Raw genomic sequence first — 17,313 nt, 5'->3', positions numbered from 1 at the left:
AGCAAACAGCTTCCACTTTTCGCACAGTTTTCCTCCCCTGCCTCAGGGACGGCGGCAGTTGAGTTGCGAACGACACGAAACGTTCACGGGATATTTCTGCATACAGATAATTGAAAACTACCCCTCCGTTCTCCTCATGCAGTCACCAACCGTACGACCTCCTCAACAGTGAACAGCCGGAGGTTATCTAGTTTTGTCGCTGCTTCTTCAACGGACTGACTAAACCCGGATCGGCTGAACAGAGCAAACTCATATTCACGCTCCCCACCGTCGTCGGGAGTCCAGTCAACCAGCTGCGCCTCATCTCGAAGCTGACTCAACACCTCATATCCAACTTCGGACTGTCGGAACTTGGCTTCGCCCAGCAAGAGCGTCTGACTGTTCGTCGGCGCAACAACATCAATCTCGTGCCCACTCCCATCCCACCAATTCCCCGGCTCCTCCACAAATCGGTACTCATCGCCGTATGCATACAGGACAGCACGCTGGCACAACTGTTCGAACGTCCGGCTCACGAAGTCTGGCAATGCTGGGTCAATCAGATCCGCATACGCATCGTCCCCGTAGACTTCGTATCGAGCAGTTCGTCCGTAGACAAACCGAAACCAGAATCTGAACAGGGGATCCGAGATCGTGTATCGGCCTTTCCGACTGCGAGAGGGATCAACCGTCACCGGATAGTCCCGATTGATGACCCGGAGTTCGCTCAGCCGGTCGAGATAGTACCCCACGCTACTATCAGTGATGCCAGCGGCCTGTGCAATCTCGTTTTGGACACGGTTCCCCTCAGCCATCGACTTCAGGACTGCAAAATACCGGTCAACCTCAGCGAGTTCTCGCTGAAGCACGTTTTCAGGTTCTTCGTGGAGTCCGCCATCGCGGCCCAGGAGTGTTCGCGTAACGTTCTCTTCTAGTGATTCGTCGTTATTGACTGCGCGGAGATATTCTGGTGTCCCGCCGAAGATCCCGTACGTCATCACCTGCTCGGCAGGCGGGTACTCGGGGAAGAATTCCATTGCTGCGGCGAAGTGGAGTGGGCTAACTTCGATTTCTCCGTTCGGAGTTTTGGCAACGCGTCCGTACAGTGGTGCGGTTCCCTCGAGTGCGTACTCGTACATCATCCCGATGGCCGAGCCGGTCAGCACGAAGGTGGCCGCTGTCTCCGTAGCGGTGTGATCCCAGACGCGCTGGAGGATTGACGGCAATGCTTCAGTCTGCTCGACGAGGTACGGGAATTCGTCAAGAATCACGACTGCGTCCTGTTCAGCGAGATATTCGAAGAGCGGCTCCCACTCGTCTCGAATCCGTGTGATACCGGAGTACGCTTCAGCGGCATCACTGACGAAGGCGGACCGTTGCTGTTCGGCTGTCCCCCGCGTTGCTTGGTAATAGACAGCGTCGTCGCGGTCTCGGATCGACTCAAGCGCGAGTGTCGTCTTCCCCATGCGCCGCCGGCCATACATTACAGCCAATGCCGCAGAATCAGACTCGTAGAGGTCTTGAAGGCGGTCTAATTCACGGTCCCGGTTCACAAATTCGACCATGAGTGTTCCGTATAGCGCCACCTCTAAAGGGGTTCTGTAAGATAGTCCTACCTAAGTTAGCCTCAACTAAGTTAGCTCAAACCATCTTAACCCAGTGGATTTAAATGCTCACGGAAAGGTTGCTGCGGAACACAGCAAACTCCCGCACGAGCGGCGCTGGGATTCGTACTCGTCAATCAAGGAGGCCGCCGCTTGGACGGCATCGAAGGAGTTCGAGGTGCGGTGGTTCCACTTCGCGTTCGGCTGTCTCGTTTACAATATGTGGCTCCTGGTGGACTTCTTGATCCAGGACCGCATCGGAGTAATTGAAACGCTGAGCGAACCGCGCATCTCTCTATCCCGGTTCCTTGACTGGCTGAAGAAGGAGCTGGTCACACTCGTTTAATCCTCATTCCGGGTTCGCGCTTCGGGAGAGCCATTAGTAGGCAGCGCAGCTATTTTTCGGGTGATTTCTTGGTTCCTTGCTGGTAGTCGCGCTTTCTGATAGGTTTCGGTGGGGAGATCGTGGTGAGACTCCGGGGGTAGGCCGTCGAAACTGGGTGTATCCGTGAGCGTTTGAGAGGGATGCGCAACGACAGGCGACATATTTGATATAGCCAATAATGATTTATGCGTGTGGCGCGGGTCGGACGCTTCTCCGTGGTAACTGCTGCTCGACGGCAGCAATAGGCGAATTCTCAGGTTTCGTCCGAATCGATCGAGTCGAAGCGCCCTTCGGCGATGGCAGCGGCGACTGTCGTGTCCTCCACGTCCTCGATCGCGTGGGGGTATTTCCGGGTGAAGTACCCAAGAATATTCGTGACGTCGCGTTCGAGCAGCTCGCGGGCGTTTTCGTGCTCTGTCGGGACGGCCTGTGGCCAATCGAAGACGGTGACGCCGCTCTCCCCGACGAAAATATTGTATTCACTCATGTCGGCGTGGACGTACCCCGCCTCGTAGGCGTTCTGGACTTCGTCGAGAATCAGATCCAGGACCGGGCGTACCTGTTCGTCTTCGAGTTTCGTCCGTGAGAGTTCGACGCCGTCCATGCGCTCCATCACGATCGCGTGACGGTTGTGATCGACCGGTCTCGGCACGCTCACCCCGGGGTATAGCTCTTCGAGCGCGGTATACTCGCGCTCGGCGGCCTTCCGGGCGGTGTACAGCCAGGAGACGTGCTCGCGATCGGCGGTGTACTCGCGTTCGCGCATCACTTCCCGGAAGTTCGTATAGCCCTCACGGTGATACTTCAGTGCCAGGGGCTTGTAGGATTGGACTTCGTAGACGTCACTCTCCTTGCCGACGCCGAGGCTCGAACCAACCCCCTGGATCGACTCGCGCTCGGCAAAGGTGTGGAGTGCCAGTGCGTCATAGCCCTCGAACGTCAGTGAAAATCCCTGGTACTGGATCGTCTTGCGCTCGATTAACCCCTGGTCCTCACACCGGTCGAGTCGGTAATCGACGTCCTCGACGGTCATTCTCGCGAATTCGGGTATCTTTTCTCGGGAAACCCACTCCGAGAACCGCATTCCCTGCTCGATCCCCGAGAGAAGATGAAAGTCCTCCGGCTCGAGCTCGGCTATCACCGGGGCGACGTTCGAGACCATTAGAGTCCGGTAGGGGTTTGTCCGGCAAAAGCCCGACGTGTCGTTGCGTTCACCCGGAATTAAATCCCATTTCGCTATACGAAGTCCAGTTAGCGCGGCAACCGCCGGAATGTCACCGCCGAAGCGCCTATGTCCGGCAGGGCCGAGGGTCGAGATATGCAAATCGGCGCTCACACTTCTATCGCTGGCGGCGTTTCCAACGCCGTCGAGGAACAGCTCGAATACGACGGCAACTGCGGCCAGATCTTCTCACACTCACCGCAGGTCTGGCAGGAGCCGTCGATCGAAGACAGCGAGGCCGAGGCATTTCGGGATCGATCGATCGAAGCCGACGTCGGACCGTGGGTGATCCACGCGTCCTATCTGGTCAACCTCTGTACGCCCAAAGACGACCTCCGGGAGAAGTCGATCGCGAGTCTCCAAGAGGAGGTCGACGCCGCGGCGACACTCGACATCGAGTACGTCAACGTCCATCTTGGTGCCCACACGGGCGCGGGCGTCGAGCAGGGACTGGCGAACGCCGCCAGCGCACTCGACGAACTCGACGTTCCCGAGGATGTGACTGTCCTCGTCGAATCGGACGCCGGCAGCGGGACGAAGCTTGGCGACGACTTCGAGCACCTCGCGACGGTCCTGGAGGCGAGCGAGCAGGACCTCGGCATCTGTCTCGACACGGCCCATCTCTTCGCCGCCGGGTACGATCTCTCGACACCCGAGGCCGTCGAGGAGACCGTCGCCGAATTCGACGAGGAGGTGGGTCTTGACACGCTCGAATGTCTCCACCTCAACGACTCCAAGCACGCCTGCGGGACGAACAAGGACGAACACGCCCACCTCGGCGAGGGTGAGATCGGCGAGGCGGGCATCGCAGCCGTCGTCAACCACGACGCGTTGCGGGAGTTGCCGTTCGTCCTGGAGACGCCGACCGAGGACGGCCGGGGCTTCGCCTGGAACGTCGAGCGTGCCCGCGAGCTTCGCGAGGCCTGACACGGGACGTTTCGAGCACCTTTTTGACGCCCGTGGGATATCACCGGTATGCGCAGGTTCGACGCCGAGTACCTCACGCACACCCGCCGCGGTATGTGGGAAGACTCGCGTGAAGCGCTTTCCGCCCTGGATCTGTCGACCCGCGAGCGGGTGCTGGACGTGGGCAGCGGCACTGGCGCGCTCACCAGGGTTCTCCGCGAGGAAACGCCGGGCGATGTCGTCGGCGTCGATGCGGATCCGCAACTCCTCGACCACGTGGAGGGACCGGCAGTCGTCGGTGACGCGTTCCGACTCCCCTTTCCCGACGACACCTTCGATCTGGTGGTCTGTCAGGCACTCCTGATCAATCTCCCCGAACCAGTCGACGCCGTTCGGGAGTTCGCTCGTGTCTCCCGGGACGGCGTTGCGGTGATCGAACCGGACAACGGGAGCGTGACGGTCGAGTCGACCGTCGACGGCGAATCGGCGCTCGCCGGTGAGGCTCGCGATCGGTATCTCGCCGGCGTCGACACCGACGTCACGCTCGGGTCGGATGCGGAGTCGATCCTTACGGAAGCCGGCCTGGCGTCGGTCGAGATCACCCGCTACGATCACGCCCGCACGATCTCGCCGCCGTATGACGAGTCCGATGTCGAATCAGCCCGTCGAAAAGCCGGCGGTTCGGGGATCGCCACGGACCGAGAGACGTTGCTCGACGGCGGGCTCTCGACGGAAGCGTACGACCGTCTCCGACAGCGGTGGCGCCAGATGGGCCGCGACGTCATCGAACAGATGGCTGATCGGGCCTACGAGCGGACGGAGACCGTCCCCTTCTACGTCGCGGTGGGTCAGATCTGAGTGTGGGACGCCGACAGTCCATCAGACCACGTCGCCACGGACGCTAACTCCGTCCTGGCGTTCGCGGTACGTTTCGACGGCGTTGGCTGCCTCTTTGGCGACCGTTGGCTCGGCACCGAGCATCTCGAGTGCGCCCGAAAGCGGCGGGAAAGCGTACTCTCCGTCCCGGAGCTTCTCGAAGGCGTCGGCCGACCGTTCGCCGTCGATCCACAGGCAGACGCCCCGCGGGTCGAGAATGTGTTCGTAGGACTCCCGGGCGAGTGCGCCCTCGAGTCGCTGGGTGACGTTGTCCTCGAAGGAGGCGTTACAGACTTCGAGATGGACCGGTTCGTCCTCGCTCAAGAGGTGAGCCCCGAGACACTTCTCCGGGGCGACGTGGCCGCTGGGGTTTGCCCGCACGGCCTCCGGGTACTCGCGTGCCCACTCGGCCCGGACCGTCTCGCCGATCCCGTCGACGCCGAAGCGGTCGTTCAATTCGGCCGCGCGTTCGTCGGCCTGGCCAAAGAGGAGGTCTTTCGTGAGATAGACGTCGAGGCGCTCGACCGGATCGACGCCGAGCGCGAGATCGCCGTACACCCACACTTCTGTGACCGGGACTGGCATCGTCTCGTCTTCGATCGTCTCCAGCAGCGTTTCGAGACGATCGACCGCAGCCGCACGGTCGAGTTCAGTCATCGTCGGGGCTACCGCTCGCGGCGCGAAAACGGTTATCCCGCGTAGGCTTTTTGCCGACACTCCCCGATTGTGAACTATGAACACAGCGGTCTACGGGACAGGGCCTGACCTCGTGTTCGTCCTCGGGTGGGGGAACAAGCCCGAACACGGGACCGTCCGCTGGCTGATCGATCACCTCGTCGAGGCTGGGTATCGCGTCCACGCGATCGAGATCCCGACGACGATCACCGACTTCGACGCCGAGTACCTCCAGCCGGTCGCCGAGTACGTCGCGACGCTGTCGTCGTATCGGCTGCTCACCCACAGCACGGGCGGGCTCATCGGCGCGTTCCTCACCGGGCCGGACACCCGCGTCTATCTCAGTCCCTGGTGGGGGATCCACGAGGACCAGGACGGGCTCCTCGCGAGGGTGTTCGCCCGCCTCCCGATCGCCCGTCCGCTCTTCCCGACGGGGATCGACGCCGAGGCCATCGGTACGCTCGCTTCCGGGGACCAACTGGCCGACGCCCCCGACGCCGTCGCGCCGACGTTTCTCCGGGAAATCAGACGGGCACAGGCGGCGTTGCCGTCGTTCCCATCCGACGCCGTCGTCTTCTTTTCTCCCGACGACCAGGTTGTCAGCTCGGCCGCGATACAGGAACGCGCGCCGGCGGCCAATCGCGTCCCCTACGACGGCGGGCACGAACTGTTCTCCTCGACGGTGCGCGAGGAGTACCTTCCACTCGTCCTGGACGCCATCGAGTCCGGGGCCACCGCGTTAGAGCCGTAACGGTCAACCGTGCCCCTCCGCTACCCCGGAGCGAATGGATTGCGACAGATGCGGTGGCGACGCCGTCATGCATGCCGCCTACTCGGGAGCTCACCTTTGTGAGGACCACTTCCGGCGCTCGGTCGAAAAACGACTCCGCCGGCGGATCCGCGAGGACGGTCTCGTCCCTCGGGATGCGACGCCAGACGATCCGGTGACGTGGCTGATCGGCCTTTCCGGCGGGAAAGACAGCGTGGTCCTCACCCAACTCCTGGCCGAAACCTTCGCCGAGGACCCGCGTATCGAACTCGTTGCCCTTTCTATCCACGAAGGAATCGAAGGGTATCGTGACGAGAGCCTCGACGCCGCCGAGGCGCTTACTAAGGACCTCGCCCTCCGCCACGAGACCGTCAGCTACAGCGAGGAGTTCGGCGTCCGGATGGACGAGGTCGTCGAGAACGACCCCGAGAACATGGCTGCCTGTGCCTATTGTGGCGTGTTCCGCCGGGACCTCCTCTCGCGGTATGCTGACGAGTACGACGCCGACCTCCTGTTGACTGGCCACAACCTCGACGACGAGGCCGAGACGGCGTTGATGAACTTCTTCGAAGGTGACGTCGACCAGATGGCCAAGCACTTCGACGCCAGCCTGGGACCGATGCCCGAACGATCGCTGACTGACAAGCACGTCCCGCGTGCCAAGCCGCTGCGGGACGTTCCGGAGAAGGAAGTGGCGCTGTACGCCCGCCTCGCCGACCTGCCGGCACACATCACCGAATGTCCACACGCATCGGAATCGTTCCGCGGTGAGATCCAGAAACTGCTGTACTCGATGGAGGAAACCCATCCAGGGACGCGTCACTCGATCATGGCTGGCTACGAACAACTGGCGCGATACGCGGCCGAACGCGTCGACGCCGATGACAGTGCGTACGACGCGTGTGACACCTGCGGTGCGCCGACGACCGGCGGTCGCTGCCGGAAGTGCCAGTTACTCACGGCTCTGGAGGCCTGAGAGAAACGCAGAAAGTCGCTGGACTCAGTCGGTCCGGATGACGTCGAGTCCGTTGTTCTTCTCGACTTCGTTGCGGCCGCCGTCAGTCTCACCGAAACTCCGGCCACCAGCGTCCGATCCGCCGCCGAAGTCAGTGTCCACGTTCGCGCTCGCGTCGAAGGTCTCCTCGCTCACGTCGACATCTTCGATCGCGGCGCGGGACTTGTTGGCCTGTTTCTGGGTCGTCGGCCCGAGGACCTGTGCGGACTGGACGCCGGTCATGATCGCCATGACTCGCACCTTGCCCTTGTAGTCGTCCTCGATGCGGGCTCCCCAGATGACGTTCGCGTTGGCCTCCAGGCGATCCGTGATGTTGCTCGCGATCCCCTCTGCCTCGTCGAGGGTGAGATCCGGTCCCCCGGTGATGTGGACCAGTCCGCCGCTCGCTCCGCGGTAGTCGACATCGAGCAGTGGGTGGTTCATCGCGTCTGAGACCACTTCCTGGGTCTTGTTCTTGTCCTGGGTCTCGCCGACGAGCATCACCGCGACGCCACCCTGGTTCATGATCGCGGACATGTCCGCGTAGTCCAGGTTGATCAGGCTCGGCTGGGTGATCGTCTCGGAGATGCCCTTGACCGTCTCGGCGATGATCTGGTCCATCACCGAGAAGGCCTTGCCGATCGGGAGGTTCGGGACGTAATCGAGCAGCCGGTTGTTGTCCAGGACGATGATCGAGTCAGCCTCGTTGCGGAGGTTTTCGAGACCCTCCTCGGCCTTGACCGTCCGTGCGCGCTCGACGTTGAACGGCGTCGAGACCATGCCGACGACGATCGCGCCCTGCTCTTTGGCAATCTTCGAGACGACGGGGGCCGCGCCGGTGCCGGTCCCGCCGCCCATGCCCGCCGTCACGAACACGAGGTCGGCGTCGCCCAGCACTTCCTTGATCGTGCCCTGGGCCATCTCCGTGGCGCGCTCGCCCATCGAGGGGTCGCCGCCGGCCCCGAGCCCGTTGGTCAGGGACTTGCCGACGAGGATCTTCGTGTCGGCCTCGATCATCTTGAGGTGCTGTTTGTCGGTGTTCAGCGCGATCGTATCCGCGCCGTCGACGCCGATGTTGTACAGGCGATTGACGGTGTTGTTACCCGCGCCGCCACAGCCGACGATCACGATCCGCGGATCGCCGAACTCGTCGCCCTCGGCGTCCATCTCGCGCTGTTCTTCCTCCTCGTGTTTCAGGGCGGAGTTGACGATGTCCTGCATCGTCTACACCTTTGCCCACGTCCGACGCTTGCGCTTCTCGGACGGACGTTCCTTTGCCGTATCTTGCTCGGCGAGCATATCTCGAACGGCCGACCGGATCGCCTCACTCCGGTTGGGGTACTCCCCCGTCTCGACCATTCGTTCGACCTCCTCGATCTGTTGCTTCGGAATCCGTAGTGTCACACGCTCCATATGTTATCGTTCCCCTTTGGGTAAGACGAGGGTATGGCACGTCCGCCTGTCTTACACCATTAAACCGCCAGAGGGCGGCCGGTGACGCACGGAGCGTCGCGGTGTAAGACGACTCGTCTTACGCATACCGTACCACAGACTGAATCATTATAAAAGTTTCCCCGAGTGTAAGACGTTTGGATGTAAACGCTCGAAAACGCTGGTTAAACAGCGTTTACGTCGCGTTCACGGATCGAGCACGTCAGCCGCCGCCGTCCGCCTGCCACAGCTCGGACAGAACGACCAGTCCGAGCGGAGTTCGTCGCCACACTCACAGAACACACGCCGGGCAGCTTTCTCGCCGCAGTTGGGACAGTAGACGTGGTCGTCAGACACCGTTTCGCCACATTGGGAGCACGTCCGCTCGGTGCCTCGTTCGGTGACGGTGTCCGTCGACTCTTCGGCGTCCGACGTTGTCGGCGTTGCCGACTGGGACGCGACGGCGTCCTCCAGGGAGATGTTCACGTTGACGTCCTGTGGCTGGGGTTGCCTTCGCTCCCCGAGTCGGTCCGCGAGTACCGCGTCGACACGTTCCACGATGAGGTCGTCGAGGCTCTCCTCGGCGCTCGCCGGTTCGGGCTCCGGCTCGGAGTCGGACGGCTGTCGGTCCCCATCTTCGAGGTACGTCCGGAGCGCCTCGCGCATGACCTCGCTCTTGGAGGCGTCGAACGCTTCCAGTTGCGCGACGAGGTCGTCGTCAGCGCGGAACGTGATCTTGCTCATACGGCCTGTCATACTCGTTGACAGCCAGCCTACTTCAATCTTCGTGACTGTCTGACGTGCGTTTGCCGCGATCGGACGCGGCTGTCGGGCCCGGATTTCGTTCCGAATGGCAACCGTTAAGTCCGACACCCGACCAATGTCCTGATACGCCCGCCCTTAGCTCAGACTGGTAGAGCAGTCGACTGTAGATCGACTTGCCCCCCGTTCAAATCGGGGAGGGCGGATACTTCTCGCGGCGCTCACTCGCGAGCGCCGCGTGTATATTCACACACGACCCGATTTGAACACGCCAGTCGCAGCCCCGGAACGGCGCGTAGCGCCGCAGACCCGGAACGTCTGGCATCTGTTCAAATCGGGGAGGGCGGACTTTTGCTGCGAACAACGTGAGCAGTCAAAAGTCAATCCTGAGCCGATTTGAGCAGACGAGTCACAGCCCCGCGCAGCGACCGAAGGAAGCGAGCAGGACCGTCTCTCATCTATTCAAATCGGGGAGAGTCGACTTCCTTTCCAGTCGGTTTGTAGCCGAGAGGAGCCACGCTATCGTGCGATTCCATCTCGACGTGTTTAGGTTGAACAGGTCACCTAACTCGGGTGCCTGCCATCGTGCGTTCGCGCATAGACGAACGTCTCGGGGAAATTAGAACCTCTCGGCCCGAGATATCGCACTGCTGTTAGTCATGCGTACAAGACCTGATCGACGTGTTTTCTTTTTCAGAGTGCGCAGAACTCGCTCCATAGAAAGAGGCCACCCCGACTCTGGAAATATCTCAGATATGCGTCCAGTCATATGCGAACAGGGTGGTTCGAGTATCCAGAATTGACCAGTTGCTCTATATGGAAACCCCGTGGAGGTCGCCCGATTGTCATAGAATTATCTGAGGGGAGATGATGATGCAATCAGAAACGTAGAGAGTCACGTATTGAGCGAACGACAGGGAGATAACACAGGTGGTGGGTGAAGATGACCACATCTGCTGTCGTGAAATTCGACGGTGGAACTCGGCCAGATAATCCCGGACCCTCGGCAATCGGTTACATCGTAGAGACCTACGACTGGACCGATGAGTGGAGCGGATATATCGGGGAATCAGCCAACAACCGAACCGAGTTTCGCGCTCTCATCCAAGGGTTAGAACTGGTTTCCGAGAAGGGATGTATCGAGGTTGAGGCGAGGGGTGACTCCGAGGTAATCGTGAAACAGGTTCGTGGTGAGTATGGGGTGAACCAGCCAGAACTCAGTCCACTGCGTAAGCGCGTACAGGAACTGCTGACGAGTTCGAGATACACTACATTCCGCAAGAGGGGATCTGGGAGGCAGACGAGTTGGTGAACCAAGCCTTCCCGACTGACTTCGCCAAAGGTGCTATCTCAGAATCTCCCTGTGGAGGTCAGTTATCCATATATCTCTCCATCCAGGATAGTAGCATATGAGAGGAATGAAAGGGGACATCGGCTTTGATGAAATTAAAAACGGAATTAGCAATCCGAAGATGGCACTCCGATTCGCATATAATAATATATTGCGACAAAATCTTTATCGAGTTCCTCTGACATATATCTCGACTCATTCTACGATAGGAACAAATGTTTTTTCTAAAGATTGGGACGTTCTCATCTTATTGGATACTGGTCGCGTTGACGCGCTTGAAGCGGTATCATCAGAATACAATTTTATCGAAAATGTTGATAAGGTAAAGTCAGTAGGCGGTGCATCACCGGAATGGATTGCAGCGACATTTGTTGAAAAGTATAGTGATACTATACAGAACACGGCATATCTATCCGCAAATGGTTCCTCTAATGAAATATTAGCCAAAAAATCGCCTGCTAATCGGACGCTGGATGAGTCGCATACTGCGTATAAGTTATTAGCGAAACACAATACTGTGGATTTAGAAAATTTAGGAAGGCACGAAAACATATGGAAATACAAGGGTAAGATAGAAACAGATGGTGGTAATAGTCAAAATACAGCTACCCCACCACGATTTGTGACAGAGAGAGCGATAGATGTGAGTAGGAATTATGACTATGAGCGTCTTATTATACATTATCATCAACCGCACACGCCCTATATTGCTAATGCAATAAAAGAAAACCGAGAGTTGTACGACTATGAAGAAAATCCAATAAAATATATAAGCAAAACAGGCGACTTTCAGACTGTTTGGGAGAGGTATCTTGATGAATTACGATATGTATTAGATGATGTAGAAATTTTGATTAAGAATTTAGATGCAGAACGTTTAGTAATTTCGGCAGATCACGGAGAAGCATTAGATGTGTGGAGGGGGTTGCATTCGATAGGCAGTATCCATCCCAAAGTAAGGTATGTACCGTGGATAACTACCTCTGCTACTGATTCTGGCGAGTACATACCCGAAACCAAACCTCCTGAAAAAAGTGAAAAGACATCGTCGCAGTCTTCAGAGGATTTATTAAAAGCGCTTGGATATAAATTCTGAACTCCGATTGTCATGGGATTGTATGAAGGGGTTGAGAGAGTGATGGCGTATATAAGAAATACACCGTGTACCTCAGTTGATGACCGACGAGATAACACTGGGGTTGTAGGTATGAATTGACCCCACTCTTGAACATCTACTCTCACTCCATGTCCCTCCCTCCGAAGGTGTCTCTATTGGTTCGATACACCTTCCGTATGGTCATCTCACCATGGGTCTGGCCACCCCGATACTCGTCCCACTTCGGACGCATTCGACGGAGGCTCGGAAACACTTATCGATAAACTGCTGGTCACCCTGACACCAGTAGTACAGTTGCTTCACCAAGGACATATCTGCCTCCGATGCAGACGGTCGACCCTCGTCGCTCACTCGCCAGAGGCAGAGTACCTCTTGGTCAACGTCCCACTCACTGTGCTTGACGCAGGCTCAGATGGTTCGGCGCACCTGTTCGGGAGTCGCATCCGTCTCCCCTCAGTCAAACTCCTGTTTACTCACAGGCTTCTGCTGGCCTGTGAAGGTAAACCTCTGCCGTTCGGGGAGATAGTCGGCTAATCGGTGTTCAGGACGGGAGCCGCGGTGACGCCTGGCGCTGGCTCACCCCAGGGTAGTAGGTAGCTCTCGCGGGCCGGGAAAGTCCCGGTCCGCGGGTAGTGGCGACGCTCGCGTTCGTTCCTCTTTTCGGGGAGTTATGCAACTCAGATTGTGCTTACCCAGCTGTGGAGCACAACCTGAGTTGACTTCCTCGAGTGCGCCGGTCGGGAGATCGGGACGATCACCGCCGCGAGAACACCACCCCAGGGGTTCGGTTCTCGCTTAGGGGTGTGGCTAAGGCCACTTCTCTAAAACACACCGCAGGCGGTTGCGCAAATCGAGCCGAAACGCACCCCTTGCGGGTCGCGCGAAAAATTCTACCAGTTGACTAGGATCACGTCGACGACCCACCCCGGCCGAGATTAGAGACTGGGATAACCCTCGTTGAACGCCTCTTGTTGTATAGATATATCCTGCACGACGGGGGTACGCGGCGGCGGGGACGGGCGCGGTACTGCGCCCTCACGCGGTTACGCGCTCGTCTGGGACCGGGGCATCGAGCAGGTTTCGATACTCACTGCGCCGCCACTCACGGACTCGATCGGCACGTGCGTCATATATATCGTCTCCTCCCGCTCGGTCATACACGTCCATCCCTTCGTACACCTGGGGGGTCATGGTCATGGACAAAGCACGATCGCCCTGCCGTCTTTTACTGAGTCCCATTATCTTGTCCACGACATTTATCCAGTCTGTTGGATGCTACAATCCTTTTCTATATTATATTTTTATATTTATTTAGTCTTGATGCCTTCTCAAAAATTGATCTGGATTCAGCGCATTTTCCGTCTGGCGACAACTGCGACGAATAACGCAAGCAAGATCGCTCCCATGAAGGACTCAGCTGCCGCAAGTGTTTGAGCTAAGGCTCCGTTTGGACTCACATCTCCAAATCCTAAAGTGGTGAATGTGACTGTACTGAAATATACACTTAAGAGCCAACCCCCAACTGGGGCATCATACAATGATATATCAAATGGAGATATAATCTCATGGGCTATACCATCTCCTGATGTTATGACTCCACCTGAAAGAGGGTACAGTAAAGCAAACAGTCCTATAATGAATAAGGAAGTACCAATTATTCGCCAAGGACTCTCCCCATATTGCATGGTCCAACGACGGGCAGATAGATCTAGCCAGCCAAGCCATTGATTCTTTGCTAGTTTGAGACGTTGCTGAGCGTATTTCGCTTTGACAAAGTTTGAGGAGATTCCGTCAATTAGAGAGTTTTCTCGATGTAGCCTTTCATATATCCGATAGATATGTTGGGCCCGGGAGAGATCTTCAACAGGCTCTTCCGTCTTATTAGGAGTGATCTTCATCCAATATCGGAAACGATTGAATGAGTTGATTAATCTCTTATATAAACTTGAATGGTATTCTATCGGTCCGGCCTCTTTATCGTAGAAACATCGATCCCCAAAGTCGGTAGAGCCAGTTATGTATATGTCTTGTAAGCGAGCTTTGTATAGTCGAGCATCAGTAAAGTTTGTCCCATCCGCATCTACGTAATTGAGATTTGAACTTTCGAAATTTGTACCAGAACAAGAAGACATCGACAAGTCTGATTGCTCAAGGTCTGCTCTTTGGAAGTTAGCATCATCTAGCTCTGCCAAATTGATATTAGTCTTTTTGAGAGAAGCATCTGTGAAAGACGAATTTTTGAGAGTGGACTCAGAGAGATTCGCGTTTTCTAGATCGCTGTCATTAGCACTCGCATCAACCAACTTAGCATCAGACAGATTCGCTTCATTGAGGTTAGCTCGCCGAAGTAGGGCTCTTTCTAAAGATGCAAAGGGAAGTTTCGCATTCTTGAGGTTCGAACGGAATAGATTTGCCTCATTAAGGTTGGCATCTCGAAGATTAGCTTGTTCAAAAGTTGTAAACCGCAAATCAGATTTTGAAGCATCTGCATCCCTTAATACAGCCTTCTCAAAATCCCCTTCTCTAAATACTCCATCAACAAGCTCTACCCCTGTCAAATTGGATTTTTTAAAACTTGTTTTGGTTGCCATAGTGTGGTTTAGTTTAGCATTTTGGAGGTTTGAATCATCAAACGTGGTGTTTGTGAGGCGTGCGTTACTGAACAGAGAATTCGCAAAAATCCCACTCTTGAAGTTCGAATGTTCAATATTAGCATTTTCTAGGCTTGCACTTCCAAGATATGCATTCTCAAATTTCGTTTTTCTCATATTGGCTTCTTCGAGTCTCGCACCTTGGAGGTAAGAATTTGTGAAATCTGATCCAAGTAATATTGCTTCTCTTAGATCAATACCTTCGCACTTTACCGAATCAAAAGAACTGAATTGGAGAGAACACTTTGAAAAATTTGGTTTACGATCAAAAATCACGCTATCGAGAATAGCACCGTCAAGATCTTCCCATGGCTCTAAATCTGAGTCAGAAAGGGGGTTTTCATCATTCCATTCGGCGAGTTGTCTTTCGATAATTTCGTTTGAGGGTTTATCTTGTTCGTCAGCATGCCAGATGCATTTTCCATTTTCCCAGGTTTCCCTCCAACAGGTTCCTATTCCGTAATATTCCCAAAAATTTTCTTCCTGCATATTTGAGCCCACATCGCTCGGTGTGACAACATGTCTACATCGTTCGGTATTCATGATCGATTTTTTGTATAGAGCACCAATGACTTTTGGGTCCAATTTAGTCATTCTTCTCTCCGGGGAACCCCCAGGGTTCACACGTAGAGAAATACGCTCCTCTCGATATGCACACGAGTTGCTCGTGAGCGTGTGCACAGTTCGCGGCTGCCGAGCTGGTCGGGGTGGGCGTCCGGCGTGATCTGGCCGGAAACTCGGCCGGGATTTAAATATGAGAAGTGTTGTCTCACCGAAGAATTCCTGACTTACGGCGATGTGTGCACGAGCGGCGGACGGTTCCTGCTCGTCACTGAGTTGCAGGTCATCGGGGCGATCGCCGGCGAGAGCGCCACGTCGTTTCTGAGTAATCTGGTAATAACTCCGGCCATCGACTGTTGCTTTGTCTCTTTTCCACTCTCCCCACCGATCACCGACCCAAGGCTTGCTATCTGGGACGTATTGACACGCTGTGGTGTCGGTTGCCCGATTGTGGCTGGTCGAGCGCGACACCGTCGGCGATCCGGGCCGATCCTCGCGGCTCTGACGGACCACAGGGAGGGACCTGTCTCTCCAATTCAGCGAAAAATATCATTTGATATATGACCATTTGATCCAATATATACCGGGGGTGAGTAGCCGGTTGGCCGCCGCGGCCCGACCGACAGACGGAGTGGTGATCCACCCGGATGAACGATCGCATCGTTTTTTGGTGGCCGGTCACGCTAGATTAGCCGTGGTCCCAATGGGTGTCTTCAGCAGGGATCGGGAGGAGCAGGCAGCCGTCGATCCCTACATCTGTCTGTCCTGTGAGACGCGGTTTTCAGTCCAGTACCACGCGTGCCCGGAATGTGGGAGTTACGACGTTCGTCACGTGAAGTGGGTCGAGGCCTGAGGCGGGTCGTTCTCGACAGTTGCCGGCCGAGTGTGTGGTTTCTAGCGGTTTGTCCGATCAGACGCGGGCGACCTGGAGCGGTCGCTACAAGTGGGCTGAGACCCAACATCGCCTCGAACTATGCAGACGAGACCACTCGGCCAGACCGGCTACGAGGTCACGGAGATCGGACTCGGCACCTGGAACATCGGTGGCGCGGCCTGGGGTGATGTCGAGGACGAGGCCGGCCGCGAGGTCGTCCGGACAGCCCTCGATTCGGGCGTCGATTTCCTCGACACGGCTGACGTTTACGGCGATGGAACGAGCGAGCAACACATCGGGGCCGTTCTGGACGAATCTGACTACGACCGCGAGAACGTCGTGGTCGCGACGAAAGCCGGTCGGCGTCTCGATCCCCACACTGCCGAGGGGTACAACGCCGAGAACCTCGAGCGGTTCGTCGATCGAAGCCGCGAGAACCTCGGCACGGAGACGCTGGATCTACTCCAGTTGCACTGTCCGCCCAACGAGGTCTACTACCAACCTGATGTCTTCGACGCGCTGGACGACCTCAAAGCGCGCGGGAAGATCGCTCACTACGGCGTCAGCGTCGAGAAAGTCGAACAGGCGCTGAAAGCCATCGAGTACCCGGGCGTCGAGACCGTCCAGATCATCTTCAACATGTTCCGCCAGCGCCCTGCGGAACTGTTCTTCGAGGAAGCCAAGCGCCGGAACGTGGGCGTGATCGTCCGCGTCCCCCTGGCGTCGGGGCTGTTGACCGGAGCGATCGACCGCGAGACCGAGTTCCCCGAGAACGACCACCGGAACTTCAACCGCGAGGGCGAAGCTTTCGACCGCGGCGAGACGTTCGCGGGCCTGCCCTTCGAGCGGGGCCTCGATGCTGTCGAGGCTGTCGAAAAGCACGTCCCCGAGAACATGACCCTGGCCCAGATGGCGCTGCGGTGGATCCTCGATCACGACGCCGTCTCCACGGTGATCCCGGGCTCGACTTCGCCCGAACACATCCGGGACAACGTCGCAGCCGCCGAGATGGAACCGCTGAGCCACGAGACCCACGGCGCGGTTCGAGACATCTACGAGGAGTTCGTCTCCGACGACGTTCACCATCGCTGGTGAGTTTCTAACAAATCTTTGTCCAATTGGCCGGTAGCGTGACGTGTTATAACGCAGATATGAA

At 57.1% G+C, this 17,313-nt stretch carries 16 protein-coding genes and 1 tRNA gene; 10 read left to right on the top strand and 7 right to left on the bottom strand.

The features are described from left to right. Window positions 1-134: 134 nt before the first annotated feature. Complete coding sequence (locus HBNXHr_RS10805; protein WP_275882128.1) at window positions 135-1,544, bottom strand: ATP-binding protein; 1,410 nt, start codon at window positions 1,542-1,544, stop codon at window positions 135-137. Between the two features lie 94 nt (window positions 1,545-1,638). Here HBNXHr_RS10805 and HBNXHr_RS10800 point away from each other — a divergent pair, with 94 nt between their 5' ends. Further along, entirely contained in the window at window positions 1,639-1,929 is a 291-nt protein-coding gene (locus HBNXHr_RS10800) for a hypothetical protein (protein WP_275882127.1), read from the top strand. Between the two features lie 292 nt (window positions 1,930-2,221). Here HBNXHr_RS10800 and HBNXHr_RS10795 read toward each other — a convergent pair whose 3' ends face one another. Then, a complete protein-coding gene (locus tag HBNXHr_RS10795; protein ID WP_275882126.1) occupies window positions 2,222-3,130 on the bottom strand; it encodes a serine/threonine-protein kinase RIO2 in 909 nt (302 codons plus the stop codon). Between the two features lie 156 nt (window positions 3,131-3,286). On the opposite strand from HBNXHr_RS10795, the gene HBNXHr_RS10790 reads away from it, so the two are divergent. Together HBNXHr_RS10790 and HBNXHr_RS10785 are read left to right on the top strand one after the other, a co-directional pair. Beyond that, complete coding sequence (locus HBNXHr_RS10790; protein WP_275882125.1) at window positions 3,287-4,117, top strand: deoxyribonuclease IV; 831 nt, start codon at window positions 3,287-3,289, stop codon at window positions 4,115-4,117. Window positions 4,118-4,165: 48 nt separating this feature from the next. After that, complete coding sequence (locus HBNXHr_RS10785) at window positions 4,166-4,954, top strand: class I SAM-dependent methyltransferase (RefSeq protein WP_275882124.1); 789 nt, start codon at window positions 4,166-4,168, stop codon at window positions 4,952-4,954. A 21-nt stretch (window positions 4,955-4,975) separates the two neighbouring features. Here HBNXHr_RS10785 and HBNXHr_RS10780 read toward each other — a convergent pair whose 3' ends face one another. Further along, a complete protein-coding gene (locus HBNXHr_RS10780) occupies window positions 4,976-5,629 on the bottom strand; it encodes a hypothetical protein (protein WP_275882123.1) in 654 nt (217 codons plus the stop codon). A gap of 76 nt (window positions 5,630-5,705) precedes the next feature. Here HBNXHr_RS10780 and HBNXHr_RS10775 point away from each other — a divergent pair, with 76 nt between their 5' ends. Continuing rightward, complete coding sequence (locus HBNXHr_RS10775; RefSeq protein ID WP_275882122.1) at window positions 5,706-6,398, top strand: alpha/beta hydrolase; 693 nt, start codon at window positions 5,706-5,708, stop codon at window positions 6,396-6,398. Between the two features lie 34 nt (window positions 6,399-6,432). Further along, the gene (locus HBNXHr_RS10770) at window positions 6,433-7,392 is read left to right on the top strand and encodes a TIGR00269 family protein (RefSeq protein ID WP_275882121.1); all 960 of its coding nucleotides are present in this window, start codon (window positions 6,433-6,435) and stop codon (window positions 7,390-7,392) included. Window positions 7,393-7,416: 24 nt separating this feature from the next. On the opposite strand, the gene ftsZ is transcribed toward HBNXHr_RS10770, so the two are convergent. The 3 genes from ftsZ to HBNXHr_RS10755 form a co-directional block, all read right to left on the bottom strand. Beyond that, the gene (ftsZ, locus tag HBNXHr_RS10765; protein ID WP_275737206.1) at window positions 7,417-8,631 is read right to left on the bottom strand and encodes a cell division protein FtsZ; all 1,215 of its coding nucleotides are present in this window, start codon (window positions 8,629-8,631) and stop codon (window positions 7,417-7,419) included. Between the two features lie 3 nt (window positions 8,632-8,634). After that, window positions 8,635-8,823, bottom strand: coding sequence for a ribbon-helix-helix domain-containing protein (locus HBNXHr_RS10760; protein WP_015790139.1), 189 nt, complete (start codon window positions 8,821-8,823; stop codon window positions 8,635-8,637). 225 nt (window positions 8,824-9,048) lie between these two features. Beyond that, a complete protein-coding gene (locus HBNXHr_RS10755; RefSeq protein ID WP_275882120.1) occupies window positions 9,049-9,585 on the bottom strand; it encodes a zinc-ribbon domain-containing protein in 537 nt (178 codons plus the stop codon). A gap of 150 nt (window positions 9,586-9,735) precedes the next feature. Here HBNXHr_RS10755 and HBNXHr_RS10750 point away from each other — a divergent pair. The 3 genes from HBNXHr_RS10750 to HBNXHr_RS10740 all read left to right on the top strand — a co-directional run bounded on the left by HBNXHr_RS10750 (window position 9,736) and on the right by HBNXHr_RS10740 (window position 12,050). Next, window positions 9,736-9,809: transfer RNA gene (locus HBNXHr_RS10750), tRNA-Tyr, on the top strand. A gap of 737 nt (window positions 9,810-10,546) precedes the next feature. Then, window positions 10,547-10,915: a ribonuclease HI family protein gene (locus HBNXHr_RS10745; protein WP_275882119.1), complete on the top strand. Its 369-nt coding sequence runs from the start codon at window positions 10,547-10,549 to the stop codon at window positions 10,913-10,915. 97 nt (window positions 10,916-11,012) lie between these two features. Continuing rightward, window positions 11,013-12,050 (top strand): hypothetical protein, encoded by a 1,038-nt coding sequence (locus tag HBNXHr_RS10740; RefSeq protein WP_275882118.1) that lies wholly within the window; start codon window positions 11,013-11,015, stop codon window positions 12,048-12,050. A 1,367-nt stretch (window positions 12,051-13,417) separates the two neighbouring features. Here the strand turns inward: HBNXHr_RS10740 and HBNXHr_RS10735 are convergent. After that, window positions 13,418-15,211 carry a pentapeptide repeat-containing protein gene (locus tag HBNXHr_RS10735; protein WP_275882117.1) on the bottom strand — a complete coding sequence of 598 codons (1,794 nt, stop codon included), beginning with the start codon at window positions 15,209-15,211 and terminating at the stop codon, window positions 13,418-13,420. Window positions 15,212-15,986: 775 nt separating this feature from the next. On the opposite strand from HBNXHr_RS10735, the gene HBNXHr_RS10730 reads away from it, so the two are divergent. Then, window positions 15,987-16,136 carry a hypothetical protein gene (locus tag HBNXHr_RS10730; RefSeq protein ID WP_275882116.1) on the top strand — a complete coding sequence of 50 codons (150 nt, stop codon included), beginning with the start codon at window positions 15,987-15,989 and terminating at the stop codon, window positions 16,134-16,136. Between the two features lie 120 nt (window positions 16,137-16,256). Continuing rightward, the gene (locus tag HBNXHr_RS10725) at window positions 16,257-17,252 is read left to right on the top strand and encodes an aldo/keto reductase (RefSeq protein ID WP_275882115.1); all 996 of its coding nucleotides are present in this window, start codon (window positions 16,257-16,259) and stop codon (window positions 17,250-17,252) included. Window positions 17,253-17,313 lie beyond the last annotated feature (61 nt).

The sequence above is a fragment of the Halorhabdus sp. BNX81 genome, from assembly GCF_029229925.1.
Lineage (GTDB): Archaea > Halobacteriota > Halobacteria > Halobacteriales > Haloarculaceae > Halorhabdus.
Note: the sequence above shows the minus strand (reverse complement) of the source record. Positions and strands in the feature narration are given on the sequence as shown.

Bases quoted from the DNA above. Each gene is read 5' to 3' on its own strand.
- HBNXHr_RS10805 (WP_275882128.1), bottom strand. From the start codon at position 1,544: ATGGTCGAATTTGTGAACCGGGACCGTGAATTAGACCGCCTTCAAGAC.
- HBNXHr_RS10795 (WP_275882126.1), bottom strand. From the start codon at position 3,130: ATGGTCTCGAACGTCGCCCCGGTGATAGCCGAGCTCGAGCCGGAGGAC.
- HBNXHr_RS10790 (WP_275882125.1), top strand. From the start codon at position 3,287: ATGCAAATCGGCGCTCACACTTCTATCGCTGGCGGCGTTTCCAACGCC.
- HBNXHr_RS10785 (WP_275882124.1), top strand. From the start codon at position 4,166: ATGCGCAGGTTCGACGCCGAGTACCTCACGCACACCCGCCGCGGTATG.
- HBNXHr_RS10780 (WP_275882123.1), bottom strand. From the start codon at position 5,629: ATGACTGAACTCGACCGTGCGGCTGCGGTCGATCGTCTCGAAACGCTG.
- HBNXHr_RS10775 (WP_275882122.1), top strand. From the start codon at position 5,706: ATGAACACAGCGGTCTACGGGACAGGGCCTGACCTCGTGTTCGTCCTC.
- HBNXHr_RS10770 (WP_275882121.1), top strand. From the start codon at position 6,433: ATGGATTGCGACAGATGCGGTGGCGACGCCGTCATGCATGCCGCCTAC.
- ftsZ (WP_275737206.1), bottom strand. From the start codon at position 8,631: ATGCAGGACATCGTCAACTCCGCCCTGAAACACGAGGAGGAAGAACAG.
- HBNXHr_RS10760 (WP_015790139.1), bottom strand. From the start codon at position 8,823: ATGGAGCGTGTGACACTACGGATTCCGAAGCAACAGATCGAGGAGGTC.
- HBNXHr_RS10755 (WP_275882120.1), bottom strand. From the start codon at position 9,585: ATGAGCAAGATCACGTTCCGCGCTGACGACGACCTCGTCGCGCAACTG.
- HBNXHr_RS10745 (WP_275882119.1), top strand. From the start codon at position 10,547: ATGACCACATCTGCTGTCGTGAAATTCGACGGTGGAACTCGGCCAGAT.
- HBNXHr_RS10740 (WP_275882118.1), top strand. From the start codon at position 11,013: ATGAGAGGAATGAAAGGGGACATCGGCTTTGATGAAATTAAAAACGGA.
- HBNXHr_RS10735 (WP_275882117.1), bottom strand. From the start codon at position 15,211: ATGCAGGAAGAAAATTTTTGGGAATATTACGGAATAGGAACCTGTTGG.
- HBNXHr_RS10730 (WP_275882116.1), top strand. From the start codon at position 15,987: ATGGGTGTCTTCAGCAGGGATCGGGAGGAGCAGGCAGCCGTCGATCCC.
- HBNXHr_RS10725 (WP_275882115.1), top strand. From the start codon at position 16,257: ATGCAGACGAGACCACTCGGCCAGACCGGCTACGAGGTCACGGAGATC.